Below are 13,452 nucleotides of genomic sequence, written 5' to 3'. Positions count from 1 at the left end.
CGGAATGACCCGTGATTTGTTCATGATTCCCTGTCAATGTGCGCGGACGCACCGAAAAGCCGGTGGCGTGGAAGCTACGGTAGACCCTCCACCAGCAGGGAGAGCCCGATGAGCCAGCAACACAAACCCGTCCGCGTCGAACCCGCCACCATGCCTGCCGGCGGCTGGGGCTCGGTGGACGACGTCAAGAAAGCCCTGACCGGCCAGAACGTGGTGCTGAAGGACGCGCGCCTGTTGCTCAAGCAGAACAAGCCCGACGGCTATGCCTGCGTCAGCTGCGCCTGGGCCAAGCCGGCCGACCCGCATCCTTTCGAGTTCTGTTCCAGCGGCGCCAAGGCCACCGCCTGGGAAACCACGAGCAAGGCGATCGGACCGGAATTCTTCGAGCGCCATACGCTCACCGAACTGGAAAGCTGGAGCGACCACGCGCTGGAAGACCACGGCCGCCTGACGGCGCCGCTGCGCTACGACCCTGCCAGCGACAAATACCGCCCGGTCGACTGGGAGGTGGCGTTCGCCGAGATCGGCGCCCGGTTGCGCGCCTGCGAGCGCAGCAAGGTGGTGTTCTATGCCTCGGGCCGCGCCTCGCTGGAGACCGCGTACATGTACCAGTTGCTGGCGCGCATGTACGGCAACAACAACCTGCCGGACAGCTCGAACATGTGCCACGAGAGCACCTCGGTCGGCCTGCAAAAGACCATCGGGGTCGGCGTGGGCACGGTGGGGCTGAACGACTTCAAGCACACCGACTGCATCCTGTTCTTCGGCCAGAACGTGGGCGTGAACAGCCCGCGCATGCTGCACCAGCTGCAGGAAGCGCGCGGGCGCGACGTGCCGATCATCACCTTCAACCCCTTGCGCGAGCGCGGCCTGGTGAGCTTCACCAATCCGCAATCGCCGTTCGAGATGCTGACCGGGCACGAGACCGCGATCAGCACCCAGTACCACCAGGTCAGGCCGGGCGGCGACACCGCCGCCATCATGGGCATGTCCAAGGCCGTCTTCGCGTTCGACGACGTCGCCAGGGCGGCCGGCGCGCAGCGCGTGATCGACGTCGCCTTCATCCAGGAGCACACCCATGGCTTCGAGGAATTCGAGCGCGCCGTGCGCGCCTGCGCCTGGGACGCGATCGAGCGCGAATCGGGCCTGCCGCGCGCCGCGCTCGAAGAGGCGGCCGAGGTCTATTGCAAGGCCGGCGCCGCGATGGGCGTGTACGGCATGGGCCTGACCCAGCACCGCAACGGCGTGCAGAACGTGACCATGCTGGTCAACTTGCTGCTGCTGCGCGGCAATATCGGCAAGCCGGGGGCCGGCATCTGCCCGGTGCGCGGCCACTCCAACGTGCAGGGCCAGCGCACGGTCGGCATCACCGAAAAGCCCGAACTCGCCCCGCTGGATCGACTCAAGGAACAGTACGGTTTCGAGCCGCCGCGCGACGAGGGATTGACCACGGTCGACGCCTGCGACGCGATCCTCAAGCACGAACTGCAAGCCTTCATCGGCCTGGGCGGCAACTTCCTGCGCGCGGTGCCGGAAACCCGCCTGATGGAAGCGGCCTGGCGTGAACTGCCGCTGACGGTGCAGGTCGCCACCAAGCTCAATCGCAATCACGTCATCCACGGCAAAGCCGCGTATCTGCTGCCCTGCCTGGGCCGGATCGAGATCGACCGCCAGCGCTCGGGCGCGCAGGCCGTGACGGTCGAGGACAGCACCTCGTGCATGCACGGCTCGCGCGGCATGGCCGAGCCGGCCGCCTCGACCCTGCTGTCCGAACCGGCCATCGTGGCCGGCATCGCCAAGGCCACGCTCGACCCGAACCCGCGCGTCGACTGGGATGCCTGGGTGGCCGACTACGCCACGATCCGCGACGCCATCGCCACGACCTATCCCGAGATCTTCCACGACTTCAACGAGCGCATGTGGACGCCCGGGGGCTTTCGCAAGCCGCTCGGCGCGGCCGAACGGATCTGGAAGACCGGGAGCGGCAAGGCCGAATTCACGGCGCCGGACGAACTGCCCGGCAATCCGGACATGGACGGCGGCGCCGGGGTCCTGCGCCTGTTCACGATCCGCAGCGACGGCCAGTTCAACACCACGATCTACAGTAATGACGACCGTTTCCGCGGCGTGCACGGCAGCCGCATGGTCCTGTTCATGAGCGAGGCCGACATGGCGCGCCTTGGGTTGCGCCAGGGCGACCTGGTGGACTTGCGCACGGCCGCCGACGACGGCGTCGAGCGCCGCGTCGACGGCCTGCAGATCGTGCCCTACGACGTGCCGCCCGGCTGCATCGCCGGCTACTACCCGGAGTGCAATCCCTTGATTCCGCTGTGGCATCACGCCAAGGAAAGCAAGGTGCCGGCGGCCAAGGCAATCGACGTGCTGCTCGAGCGCAGCGCCGCCGCGACGACGCCATGAACGCGCGCGCGCCGCTTGCCGGGGCCGACGATGCCGCATTCGCGCCTGCCAGCAGCGTGCCGGCGACAAGCTGGCGCGACGGCCGGCACGAAGACGGAAGCGAACTGCTGGCCGAGGAAGTGCCGGTGGCCCTGGTCTACAACGGCATCAGCCACGCCGTGATGCTGGCGTCTCCGCAAGACCTCGAGGACTTCGCCGTCGGCTTCTCGCTGTCCGAACGCATCGTCCGCTCGGCGCGCGACGTGCGCGGCGTTGAGGCCGAGGCCGGCCCGCACGGCATCGCGCTGGCCATCGACATCGCCCCCGGCGCCATGGCGCGCCTGAAGGGGACGCGGCGCGCACGCCTCGGCAAGACCGGCTGCGGCCTGTGCGGCATCGACAGCCTGGCCTGGTTCGAACGCGAGACGGCGCCGGACGAGCGCCAGCCGCCCGACGCGTGCGCCGCGCGCGCCGGCGACGCCCGCGATGCGGGCGATTCGTTCGCGCCGGAAGCGCTGCAGCGCGCCATGGCCGCCATGGCCGGCCGGCAGCGCCTGCACCAGGCCACCGGCGCCATGCATGCGGCCGGCTGGGCCGACCGCGACGGCCGCCTGCTGCTGGTGCGCGAGGACGTGGGCCGCCACAACGCCCTCGACAAGCTGGTCGGGGCACTGGCGCGCGCCGGCATCGATGCCGGCGGCGGCTGTGCGCTCGTCACCAGCCGCGCCAGCTTCGAGATGGTGCAGAAGGCGGCGCGCGCCGGCATGGGCCTGCTGGCCGCCATCTCGGCCCCGACCGCGATGGCGGTGCGGCTGGCGGACCGCGCGGGACTGACCCTGGCCGGCTTCGTGCGCGGCGGCCGCCACGTGGTCTACACGCATCCATGGCGCCTGGCGCCACGCGCCGTCGTGCATGGCTCGTAACGTTTGCCAAGTCATTTCGGAACAGGTGTAAGCTGGCTTCACGCAAGCGCGGGCCGCAGCGGCACGTGCGCGCAAGCGAGAAAGGCGGCCCGACATGTCAGCGTTCGACCCCTCCGAGCAAGTCAGCTTCCTGGCTGATGAGGCAGGGACGATCATCACCTGGTCACCCCAGTGCGCCGCGCTGTTCGGCCTGGCGGCGGGGGATGCCCTCGGCCGCCAGGCCTCCAGGTTGCTGGGCGCGGCGCCCTAGCCCGAGCTGCGCGAGGCCGGCGCCGCCGAGCTCGCGTTGCGGGCGGGGCGCGCGGCCAGCATCACGCTCACGGCCCAGCGCGATGCGAGCGGCGCCGCACGCGGCTACCACGTCAACGTCATTCCGGCAGCCCACGCCCTGCCCGATGCCGAACGCCTCGGCGCCACCGCGCTCAAGGACGTGGTCGACCTGTTGCCGGGCACCTTCTACATCCTGGACCGCAAAGGCCGCGTGCTGATGTGGAACCACAACCTCGAGCGCGTTTGTGAAATGATGCCGGAAGAACTGGCGACGGCCAATGCGTTCGAGATGCTCGACGTGAGCGACCGGGCCGAATTCGCCGACAAGCTGCGCCGCATGTTCGACGAAAATATCGAACTCGAGATGGAAGTCGACTACGTCTCGCGCAGCGGACGCGTCACCCCTGCCCTGCTGCGCGGCGCCCGCATCGACTGCGACGGCGGCCAGTACCTGTTCGGCATGGGTATCGACATCGCCAAGCGCCGCGCGCACGAGCGCCAGCTGAACCTGTACAAGCGGGCCCTGGACGCGGCCAGCAACGGCGTGATCATCGCCAGAAACGGCAGCCCCGACCAGCCGATCGAATACGTGAACCCGGCCTTCGAACGCATCACCGGCTACACCGCCGACGAGGTCATCGGCCGCGACCCGCGCTTCATGGCGGCGCCGGGGCTGGACGAGGACGAGCGCAGGCGCATGAGCCAGGCGCTGCACGAGCAGCGCTCGGTCCATGTGGTGCTGCGCAACCTGCGCAAGAACGGCGAACTGTTCTGGAACGACCTGCACATCACCCCGGTGCACGACGAAAATGGCCAGGTGACCCACTTCGTCGGCATCCTGGTCGACGTCACCGCGAGCAAGGAGCGCGCCGACCGCCTGGAACACGAGGTCAACCACGACAGCCTGACGGGCCTGGCCAACCGCACGCTGCTGTGGGACCGGCTCGACCACGCGCTGCACCTGGCCCAGCGCCACCAGACGCTGGTGGCGGCCGTGCTGATCGACCTCGACAACTTCAAGACCATCAACGACACCTTCGGCCACGACGCCGGCGACGCGGTCCTGAAGATGGTGGCGCGGCGCCTGCAGGCGACCGTGCGCGACAGCGACACCGTGGCGCGCATGTCGGGCGACGAGTTCGTGATGGTGCTGGTCGAGCAGCCCAGCCTGCGCTACACGCTGCGCATGGTCGAACGCGTGCGCCGCGCCCTGGTGATGCCGGTGGCCTTCGGCGGCAGCGAAATCCCGGTCGGCGCCAGCCTGGGCGTGGCGGCCTTCCCGCACGATGGCCGCACCTCGGCCGACCTGGTGCGGGCGGCCGACATGGCCATGTACCGGGCCAAGAGCACCGGTGGCGGCCTGCATTTCTATTCCAGCGAAATGCGCTCGGCCAGCGAGGCGCGCGCGACCCTGGCCGGCAACATGAAAAGCGCGCTCGACGACGACCAGTTGTTCCTGCTGTTCCAGCCGCGCATGGACGCGCGCAGCGGCAAGGTGCGCGGCTTCGAGGCGCTGCTACGCTGGCGCCATCCCGAACACGGGGTGATGCTGCCGGCGTCCTTCCTGGCCGAGGCCGAGGAAAGCGGGCAGATCGTCGAGATCGGCAACCGGGTGCTGGACCGGGCCTGCGCCTTCGCGCGCGAGCTGCGCGATGCCGGCTATACCGCGCTGCCGGTCGCGGTCAACGTGTCGCACCGCGAATACAGCCGCCCCACGTTCATCGCCGGCATCGCCGAACGCATGTCGCGCTACGGCCTGCCGCCCGGTACCCTCGAGATCGAAATTCCCGAGGCCGACCTGATCAGGAATCCCGGACTGGCCCGCGACCTGGCCGCCCAGTTGCGTGACGTCGGCGCCATGCTGTCGATCGACCAGTTCGGGCGCGGCATCTCCGACCTGACCTTCCTGCAGCAGCTGTCGGTGCGCCAGGTCAAACTGTCGAGGGTGGCGGTGCACAATATCGCCGACCATGGCGGCGGCTCGCTGGCCAAGGCCCTGATCGACATCGGCCGCAACCTCGACATCACGGTGGTCGGCGAAGCGGTCGAGACCGAGGCGCAGGTGGAGTTCCTGCGCACCCACGGCTGCGACCAGTTGCAGGGCCAGTGGTTCAGCGAACCGCTGTCGGCCGACGCCGCGCGGCATTTGCTGGCGCAGCGGCAGCATATGGCCTAGGTCGGCGGACGCCAGAGAGAAGCGTCAGAACGTCATTCCCGCGAAGGCGGGAATCCAATGCCTGTATGCAGCGGTAAATCACCCCGTAGCGAACACGCCGGCAAACCTGGATTCCCGCCTGCGCGGGAATGACGTGTCAACTACCCTTCACTGGTGATGCGCTTGATCAACGCGCCAAGCACCTCTTCGGCCAGCTCATTGTCCACCTGGCAGGTGCCGGCATTCTCGTGCCCGCCTCCACCATATTCCAGCATCAGCGCGCCGATATTCGTCTTCGAGGTGCGGTTGAGGATCGACTTCCCGGTGGCAAACACGGTGTTCTGCTGCTTCAGGCCCCACAGCACGTGGATCGAGATGTTCGTCTCGGGGAACAGGGCATAGATGATGAAGCGGTTGCCGGCATAGATCACGCTCTCTTGCCGCAGGTCGAGCACCACCAGGTTGCCCTCGACTTTCGCGCAGCGCCGTATCTGCTCCTTGCAGCGCGCGCTGTGCTCGCGGTACAGGGTGCTGCGCTCGACGACGTCCGGCAGCGCCATCAGGTGGTCGATGTCCTGGCTGGCGCAATGGCCGATCAGGTCCATCATGAGCTGGTAGTTCGAGATGCGGAAATCGTGGAAGCGCCCGAGGCCGGTGCGCGCGTCCATCAAGAAATTGAGCAGGTCCCAGCCTTGCGGGTCGAGCACCTCCTCGCGCGTGAAACGCGCCGAATCGCCCTTGTCGACCGCCGCCATCATGGTGTTCCAGGCGGCCGGGAAGGTGCGTGCGCCACCGTAGTGGTTGTACACCACGCGCGCCGCCGACGGCGCATCGGGATGGATGACGTGGTTCTCGCGGCGGCCGGTGTTGCGGATGGTTTCCGACAGGTGGTGGTCGAACACCAGATGGGCGCCCGCGACATAAGGCAGGTTGGTCGTGATGTCGCGGGCGGTGATCACGATCTTGCCGTCCTGCATGTCCTTGGGATGGACGAACAGGATGTCGTCGATCAGTTCGAGATGCCTGAGCAGCACGGCGCAGACCAGGCCGTCGAAATCGCTGCGGGTCACGAGGCGGAATTTGTGGGGAATAGCGGACATCTAGCACACCCTTTCGTCGTCGGTTGTGATTGGTCCCGGCATGGCCCGGCCATCGGAGAAGAGCATCATACCTTGCAATGTTTCTAATTAGTAGCTGTTGAGTTCGATCATTCCCAGCGCATGTGCACCGTCCATTCCCCGAATCCTGCAGGCTGTCGCAGGGGGCTGGTCCTGATGCGTCCGGCGCGTTAGAGTTGCATCATTCCAACGCTCATCGTCGACTTCCTCCGGCGCTGGCGGCCAAACGAGATTGACGACCATGCAAGCACGCAGTTCGATACAACACTATTTGACGGGCATCCTGTCCTGGCTCTACCGGGCCTTCGACGCGGTGGCCACCTGGGTTACCCAGCTCTCGTGGTGGAAGTTCCTCCTGTTCGCCTGCCTGACCCTGACCGCCGCCGGCATCCTGCAGGAAGAACTGTTCAACGGCCCGGTCCAGGAAGAAATCGCGCGCGCCGAGCGCGACGCCGGGCGCCGCAGCGAAGCGAGCATCCTGATCGACGAGAGCGGCATCCGCTTCAATCCGCGCACCCGTGCCCGCAGCGGCGCGGCCGAGCCGGCGGAACCGGCCGACGCGGCCGACCCTGCGGAGCCGGCGGCGCCGGCCGATCCGGATGCGCCGGCGGCGCCCCGTGCGCCGCTGCCGCCCAAGCCGCCCGCCAGCGGCGTCAGCGGCGTCAGCATCCACCCGGGCGACGATTCGGTCCATATCGAGCTGCCGCCCCAGATCGGCGAAGAACTGTCCAACGCCATCGAAGCGGCGGTCGAGGACGCCGCCGAGCAAAAGGTGTCGCGCTACCACAAGCAGGCCTCGACCTGGTTCATGAACTTCGTGCTGCTACTGCTGCTCGCCCTGTTCGGCACCAAGGCCCTGGTCGGCGGCAAGAAGCGCGCCGATGCCGAGGCCCAGGTCGCCAATGCCGCCGCCGAGCGCGAAGCCATGCAGCGCCAGCTGTCGGAAACCAGGATGCAGATGATGCAGGCCCAGGTCGAGCCGCACTTCCTGTTCAACACGCTGGCCTCGGTCGAGCACCTGATCCGGGTCGACCCGCCGCGCGCGTCGGCCATGCAGCGCAGCCTGATCCAGTACCTGCGCGCGGTGCTGCCGCAGATGCGCGACAACGCGGTGCTCACCGGCCTGGGGCGCGAAGTGGACATGGTGAACGCCTACCTGGCCCTGCTCAAGATGCGGATGGAAGAACGCCTGACGGTCGATTGGCAGATCCCGGACGGCCTGCGCAGCGCGGCCTTCCCGCCGATGATGCTGCAGTCGCTGGTCGAGAACGCGATCAAGCACGGCCTGGAATGCAAGCCCGAGGGCGGCACCCTCAAGATCGTGGCCGAGGTGGCCGACAGCAAGCTGCGCGTGACCGTGACCGACGACGGCGTGGGCTTCGGCGTGGTGCCGAGCGACGGCACCGGCCTGGGGCTGCAGACGATCCGCGAGCGCCTCAAGCTGCTGCACGGCGACAGCGCCCGCCTGCACATCGGCGCCAACAGCCCGGGCGGCGTGATCGCGACGATCGAAGTGCCTTATCAGTTGTCGAAACAGGCTTGAGCGTAAAGCTCGAGAATGACGCGCGAGGATAAGACCGAGATGCATGCGACCGCCCGGCTTGCCTGACGCCCGGTTTCATTGAATAATCATTGGATAACAAACCCGAGAAGAGACCGCCATGCCTACCGCGATAATTGCCGATGACGAAAGACTGATGCGCGACCAGCTGCGCATGCGCCTGCAGGACGCCTGGCCCGAGCTGCAGATCGTCGGCGAAGCGAAGAACGGCGACGAAGCCGTGCAGCTGGTCGGCGAGCTCAAGCCCGACCTGACCTTCCTCGACATCCGCATGCCGGGCAAGACCGGCATGGAAGCGGCGCGCGAGATCGGCGACGCCAGCCGGATCGTGTTCGTCACCGCCTACGACCAGTACGCCGTGGAAGCCTTCGAGCGCGGCGCGATCGACTACGTGCTCAAGCCGACCGAGCCGGACCGCCTGAAGATCACCGTCGACCGCCTCAAGGAACGCCTGGAGCAACCGCAGGCCGCCGGCAGCGTCAACGACAGCGTGTCGGCCATGCTGAGCCAGCTGGCCGAGAAGATCGCCGCGCCGAAGCAAAAGCACCTGCAATGGATCCAGGCCAGCATCGGCCAGGACCTGCGCATGATCCCGGTCGAGGACATCCTGTTCTTCCGGTCGGACGAGAAATACACGGCCGTACAGACGTCCAGCTTCGAAGCCCTGATCCGCAAGCCGGTGCGCGACCTGGCCGAAGAGCTCGACCCGTCGCTGTTCTGGCAGATCCATCGCGCGACCCTGGTCAACGTGAATGCGATCGAGGGCGTGACGCGCGACATCCGCGGCCGTCACCTCGTACTGGTCAAGGGGCGCCCGGAAAAGCTCGAGGTCAGCCGCAGCTTCCTGCACCTGTTCAAGCAGATGTGATCGCGCCGGCGCGCCGGCGCCTTGTCTCCCCTCAACGCCCCGCCCTTCTTCCGCGCGTAATGTAGAGGTCCCGGTCCGCGTCCGCGGCCGTCCCCTCTAACTAAGTTTCCCGCATGAGACCTCAGCGCAGGGCACGCAGTCGCCGCACCGGTCCGGTCGTGCTGGTAGCCGGCTTCCTGAGCGGCTATTGCGCCGGCAATATGGCCGCCGCCCTGCGCCGCGCCCGCGGTCCGCAGCGCGGCGTGCGCGGCTTCGACAGTCGGCGCATCGTCCACAGCGCCAGCGACGCCATCCTGTCGGTCGACGAGCACACCACCATCCTGCTGGCCAACCCGGCCGCAGCCCAGATGTTCGGTTCCAGCGTCAGCGCGATGCAGGGCTCCCAGCTGTCGCGCTTCGTCCAGCCCCCCACGCCAGAGGCGCGCACGCCGCTCGACTATTTCCCGGCCGGCGGCGGCCGTGCGGGACGGCGCGCCACCGACTACGCCGTCACCGGCATCCGCACCGGCGGCCAGCTGTTTCCCATCGAGGGCTCGATTTCGAGCGTCGAGCATGACGGCCGCCCCGTGTTCACGGTGATCCTGCGCGACGTGTCCGAGCGCCACCTGGTGCAGCAAAAGCTGGCGCGCTCGCATGACCAGCTGCGCCAGCTGTCCTCCGCCCTGCAAAGCATCCGCGAAGAAGAACGCACCCACATCGCGCGCGAGCTGCACGACGACCTGGGCCAGCTGCTCGCCTCGCTGCGCATGGACCTGACCCTGCTGGCCCGCATCGACGAATTGCCGGATGCCAGCGCACGCCTCCTGGCCGGCATGGAAACCAATCTCCTGACCGCCATCGCCTCGCTGCGCCGCATTGCCACCAACCTGCGCCCGCGCGCCCTGGACGAAGGCGGCCTGTATTTCGCGCTGCAGGGCTTGCGCGACGAGTTCGTCGAACGACACGGCATCGCCTGCACCCTGCTGGCCGACGAAGCCGAGCTGCGCCTGGACGACGCCGCTAGCACGGCCGTGTTTCGCATCGTGCAAGAAGCGCTGACCAATATCGCGCGCCATGCAGAGGCCCGCAACGTGCTGCTCAATCTGTATCGCACCAATGGCGAGCTGCTGGTGACGATCCAGGACGACGGCCGCGGCATCCGCGCCGAGGACATGGAAAAGGCCGAGTCGCTGGGCCTGGTCGGCATGCGCGAGCGGGTCTGGGCCATGCACGGCGACATCACCATCGCCGGCGACGAGCCGCCCGGCACCCGCATCGACATCGTGCTGCCGCTGAGCGGCCACGTGGTCTAGCGTTGTCTACGGATGCCCACACTAAAGGATATTGTTCACGCCATTGCGTAAAAACAACATGGTCAGACTGTCATGAACTCGACATATTGGCTCGATAAGATCGCTGTCGATCTGAGTTGATTGATCACTCAACATCTTGTCGAAACCAAACTGGAGATCTTCATGAAGTATAAGTTCCTGGCCGCCGCCGTGCTGTCGTCCCTGCCACTGTTCGCCCACGCCCAGACCAACGTCCAGATCTATGGCGTGATGGACGCTGCCATCGCGGTCGAGGATACCGACGCGCCGGGTCAAGACCGTCGTACCACCGTCAGCTCGGGCAACCAGTCGAGCAGCCGCCTGGGCTTTCGCGGTACCGAAGATCTCGGCAATGGCCTGAAAGCCCTGTTCAACATCGAAGCCGGCGTGTCGCTCGACACCGGCGCCACCGATACCCAGACCTTCGGCCGCCGCGCCGTGGTCGGCCTGCAGGGCGATTTCGGCACCCTGACCGTCGGTCGCGAATATTCGCCGATCGCCGCCGTCGCCGCCGCCACCGACATCAACGGCCAGGGCCTGTACGGTTCGAACCTGTCAGCGTTCGGCACCAATCGCCTGACCCGCCGCCTGTCGAACTCGGTCAATTACAAATCGAATTCGCTGTCCGGCTTCGTCGTCAACGCCGCCTACGCGACCGGCGAGCAGACCGCCGATCCGTCGCTCGACCTGCTGGGCGTGTCGCTCGAATACAAGAACGGCGGCCTGTACCTGGGCGCCGGCTACCACGCCATCGAGCGCCTGAACGAAGGCGACGACAAGGAAATGGCGTTTGGCGCCGGCTACAACTTCGGCGCGTTCGAAATCAAGGGTAACTGGATGAAAGCGGAGCTGGAGGGCGCCGGCGCCGCCGTCAACCCTGAATACACCAACGCCAACATCGGCGCTTCGTACGCCGTCGGCGCGAACAAGTTCTTCCTGAACTTCCAGCAGCAGAAGCTGGACAACACCGACGCCAAGGGCAACACCGTCTCGGTGTCGTACACCTACTCGCTGTCGAAGCGCACCAACATCTACACCACCTACGCCCAGCTGCGCAACAACAGCCGCGGCGTGTTCGGCATCAACGCGTCGTCGAACAACGTGACCCCGCCGGCCACCGCGCTGGGCGCCGATCCTTCGGTGTTCACGGTGGGCCTGCGTCACGCGTTCTGATCCGCGCGGGCATCCAACGCCGGCCATGCCGGCAATACCGTTAAGTCAAGCTGCTGATCTAGCCGTCAAATGCGTCGTCCCCGCGCAGGCGGGGACCCAAGTTCTGCAAACGTCGCCGAAACGCTTGCAAGATTGGGTCCCCACCTTCGTGGGGAGTCGTTACTGCCAGTGGCAGTAACGACGTTCTTACGCTAACTCAAGAAGACTTTCGCCTTAACTTACCGTCATGACGGCCATGCCGGCATTTTTTCATGGCGCCGCCAGTGCGGCGGCATCAACAGCGCCTAGGCTGCCTCCGATCGCACCAGGCGGGCCGCAATGCCCCGCTCTTCTTCGGGCGAGAAAAAATAGGGGTAGAACGAGCGCTCGCCGGTGTCGATGCCGCGCTTGAAGGCGCCGCCGAACGCCTCGACCTGTTGCGCCACGTAGGCCAGGCTGACGTGCAGCAGGAACGACGGCGCGTTCACCCGCGGATTCACCTTCAGCCCCCCTACCTGGCGAAACCCGAGCATGCGCTCGTAGAAACGGCGGTGGCGCGGATTGACTTCGATGACGGCGTCGGTGCAGCCGTGCATCGCGCGCGCGTAGATGAAGGCGAGGTGGAATACGCTGGCCAGCGCATGCTTGGACTGGACCGAATGGTCGAACGCCAGCTTGGTCACCTCGGCCAGGCGCGCGCCCTTGCCCCGGAAGGCGTCCAGTTCTTCCTTGTACATCTGGTCGGCCATCAGCGCGCGGCTGGCATCGATCCCGATGGTCAGGGTGCCCACCACCTCGTCCTGGTCCGACGCGGTCAGCGTGATGCGGTGCGGGTCGTCGGCGTCGAGCCGCGCCGCCTGGTAGCCGCGCCAGGCGTACATGCGCTCGATCAGCAGGCTGGCGCCGCTGCGGCCGTCGGGGCTGTCGGGCGAACGCAGGCCGTAGCGGGTACGCGTCATGCGGCCACCCGCGGGGTTGCTGACGATGATGGTTCGGTGCGGAGTTTGCGTGTGACGTTAGCGTGCATGGCAAGCTTTCAACGCTCACGCCGGTGTCAGGTTGACATGGACGTGAACTGTTTCGCGTGGCGGCCCGACCATCGCGCATCCTGCCCCGCTCCCGAACGGAGCGTGCACCCTTGCCCCATTATAACAAGAACAACATTGTTATCAACAGCACAACAGCACCGTGCGCGCGTCAATCCATGTTGCCATCCGGCGCCGCGGCGCCGGGGTGGCGCTCCGGCGCGCGCGGCCTGGACCGCGCCAGCTGGCGGTCGAGCGCATTCGCGAAGTGCTGGCGATCGGCCTGGCTGAAGGCGGCCGGCCCGCCGGTGTCGACGCCGCTGCCACGCAGCTCTTCCATGAAGGCGCGCATCGTCAATTGCTGGGCGATCGTGTCCTTGGTGTACCACTCGCCGCGGGGATTGAGCGGCAGGCCGCCCTTGTCCAGCACCAGGGCCGCGAGTGGAATATCGCCGGTCACGACGATGTCGCCGGGATTGACGCGCGCGACGATCTCGGCGTCGGCCGCGTCGGGCCCGGCCGGCACCTGCAGCGCGCGGATGAAGCGCGAACCCGGCACCCGCATCAGCTGGTTCGCCACCAGGGTCACGTTCAGCTGCAGGCGCTCGGCCACGCGAAACAGGATGTCCTTGATGACGGCGGGGCAGGCGTCGGCGTCGACCCAGATGTGCAA

General features: G+C 67.1%; 11 protein-coding genes. 8 read left to right on the top strand and 3 right to left on the bottom strand.

All coding sequences use genetic code 11. The annotated features are described in order from the left end of the window. Positions 1–108: 108 nt before the first annotated feature. The 4 genes from ABIB38_RS13020 (at position 109) to ABIB38_RS13005 (ending at position 5,766) form a co-directional block, all read left to right on the top strand. A complete protein-coding gene (locus tag ABIB38_RS13020; protein ID WP_429204416.1) occupies positions 109–2,418 on the top strand; it encodes an FdhF/YdeP family oxidoreductase in 2,310 nt (769 codons plus the stop codon). After that, the gene (gene fdhD / locus ABIB38_RS13015) at positions 2,415–3,320 is read left to right on the top strand and encodes a formate dehydrogenase accessory sulfurtransferase FdhD (protein ID WP_429204415.1); all 906 of its coding nucleotides are present in this window, start codon (positions 2,415–2,417) and stop codon (positions 3,318–3,320) included. The genes ABIB38_RS13020 and fdhD overlap by 4 nt, the downstream gene beginning before the upstream one ends. Positions 3,321–3,414: 94 nt before the next feature. Further along, the gene (locus tag ABIB38_RS13010; RefSeq protein WP_429204413.1) at positions 3,415–3,570 is read left to right on the top strand and encodes a hypothetical protein; all 156 of its coding nucleotides are present in this window, start codon (positions 3,415–3,417) and stop codon (positions 3,568–3,570) included. A gap of 36 nt (positions 3,571–3,606) precedes the next feature. After that, positions 3,607–5,766, top strand: coding sequence for a sensor domain-containing protein (locus tag ABIB38_RS13005; RefSeq protein ID WP_429204411.1), 2,160 nt, complete (start codon positions 3,607–3,609; stop codon positions 5,764–5,766). 140 nt (positions 5,767–5,906) lie between these two features. On the opposite strand, the gene ABIB38_RS13000 is transcribed toward ABIB38_RS13005, so the two are convergent. Beyond that, on the bottom strand, positions 5,907–6,845 hold the full coding sequence (locus ABIB38_RS13000) for an exopolyphosphatase (protein ID WP_429204410.1): 939 nt from the start codon (positions 6,843–6,845) through the stop codon (positions 5,907–5,909). Between the two features lie 259 nt (positions 6,846–7,104). Between ABIB38_RS13000 and ABIB38_RS12995 the strand changes: the two genes are divergently transcribed. The 4 genes from ABIB38_RS12995 (at position 7,105) to ABIB38_RS12980 (ending at position 11,775) form a co-directional block, all read left to right on the top strand. Further along, a complete protein-coding gene (locus ABIB38_RS12995) occupies positions 7,105–8,406 on the top strand; it encodes a sensor histidine kinase (RefSeq protein WP_429204409.1) in 1,302 nt (433 codons plus the stop codon). 118 nt (positions 8,407–8,524) lie between these two features. Beyond that, the gene (locus ABIB38_RS12990) at positions 8,525–9,292 is read left to right on the top strand and encodes a LytR/AlgR family response regulator transcription factor (RefSeq protein ID WP_429204408.1); all 768 of its coding nucleotides are present in this window, start codon (positions 8,525–8,527) and stop codon (positions 9,290–9,292) included. A 113-nt stretch (positions 9,293–9,405) separates the two neighbouring features. Next, positions 9,406–10,584 carry a histidine kinase gene (locus tag ABIB38_RS12985; protein WP_429204407.1) on the top strand — a complete coding sequence of 393 codons (1,179 nt, stop codon included), beginning with the start codon at positions 9,406–9,408 and terminating at the stop codon, positions 10,582–10,584. 162 nt (positions 10,585–10,746) lie between these two features. Next, the gene (locus tag ABIB38_RS12980; RefSeq protein ID WP_429204405.1) at positions 10,747–11,775 is read left to right on the top strand and encodes a porin; all 1,029 of its coding nucleotides are present in this window, start codon (positions 10,747–10,749) and stop codon (positions 11,773–11,775) included. 284 nt (positions 11,776–12,059) lie between these two features. Here ABIB38_RS12980 and ABIB38_RS12975 read toward each other — a convergent pair whose 3' ends face one another. Beyond that, positions 12,060–12,713: a GNAT family N-acetyltransferase gene (locus ABIB38_RS12975; protein WP_429204403.1), complete on the bottom strand. Its 654-nt coding sequence runs from the start codon at positions 12,711–12,713 to the stop codon at positions 12,060–12,062. A 238-nt stretch (positions 12,714–12,951) separates the two neighbouring features. Next, positions 12,952–13,452, bottom strand: coding sequence for a YaiI/YqxD family protein (locus tag ABIB38_RS12970; protein ID WP_429204455.1), 501 nt, complete (start codon positions 13,450–13,452; stop codon positions 12,952–12,954).

The organism is Massilia sp. UYP11 (assembly GCF_050434805.1).
GTDB lineage: Bacteria > Pseudomonadota > Gammaproteobacteria > Burkholderiales > Burkholderiaceae_D > Telluria.
Note: the sequence above shows the minus strand (reverse complement) of the source record. Positions and strands in the feature narration are given on the sequence as shown.

What these genes read in the sequence shown, in the direction of transcription:
- ABIB38_RS12995 (WP_429204409.1), top strand. Translation starts at nt 7,105, where the DNA reads ATGCAAGCACGCAGTTCGATACAACACTATTTGACGGGCATCCTGTCC.
- ABIB38_RS13010 (WP_429204413.1), top strand. Translation starts at nt 3,415, where the DNA reads ATGTCAGCGTTCGACCCCTCCGAGCAAGTCAGCTTCCTGGCTGATGAG.
- ABIB38_RS12985 (WP_429204407.1), top strand. Translation starts at nt 9,406, where the DNA reads ATGAGACCTCAGCGCAGGGCACGCAGTCGCCGCACCGGTCCGGTCGTG.
- ABIB38_RS12980 (WP_429204405.1), top strand. Translation starts at nt 10,747, where the DNA reads ATGAAGTATAAGTTCCTGGCCGCCGCCGTGCTGTCGTCCCTGCCACTG.
- ABIB38_RS13000 (WP_429204410.1), bottom strand. Translation starts at nt 6,845, where the DNA reads ATGTCCGCTATTCCCCACAAATTCCGCCTCGTGACCCGCAGCGATTTC.
- fdhD (WP_429204415.1), top strand. Translation starts at nt 2,415, where the DNA reads ATGAACGCGCGCGCGCCGCTTGCCGGGGCCGACGATGCCGCATTCGCG.
- ABIB38_RS12990 (WP_429204408.1), top strand. Translation starts at nt 8,525, where the DNA reads ATGCCTACCGCGATAATTGCCGATGACGAAAGACTGATGCGCGACCAG.
- ABIB38_RS12975 (WP_429204403.1), bottom strand. Translation starts at nt 12,713, where the DNA reads ATGACGCGTACCCGCTACGGCCTGCGTTCGCCCGACAGCCCCGACGGC.
- ABIB38_RS13020 (WP_429204416.1), top strand. Translation starts at nt 109, where the DNA reads ATGAGCCAGCAACACAAACCCGTCCGCGTCGAACCCGCCACCATGCCT.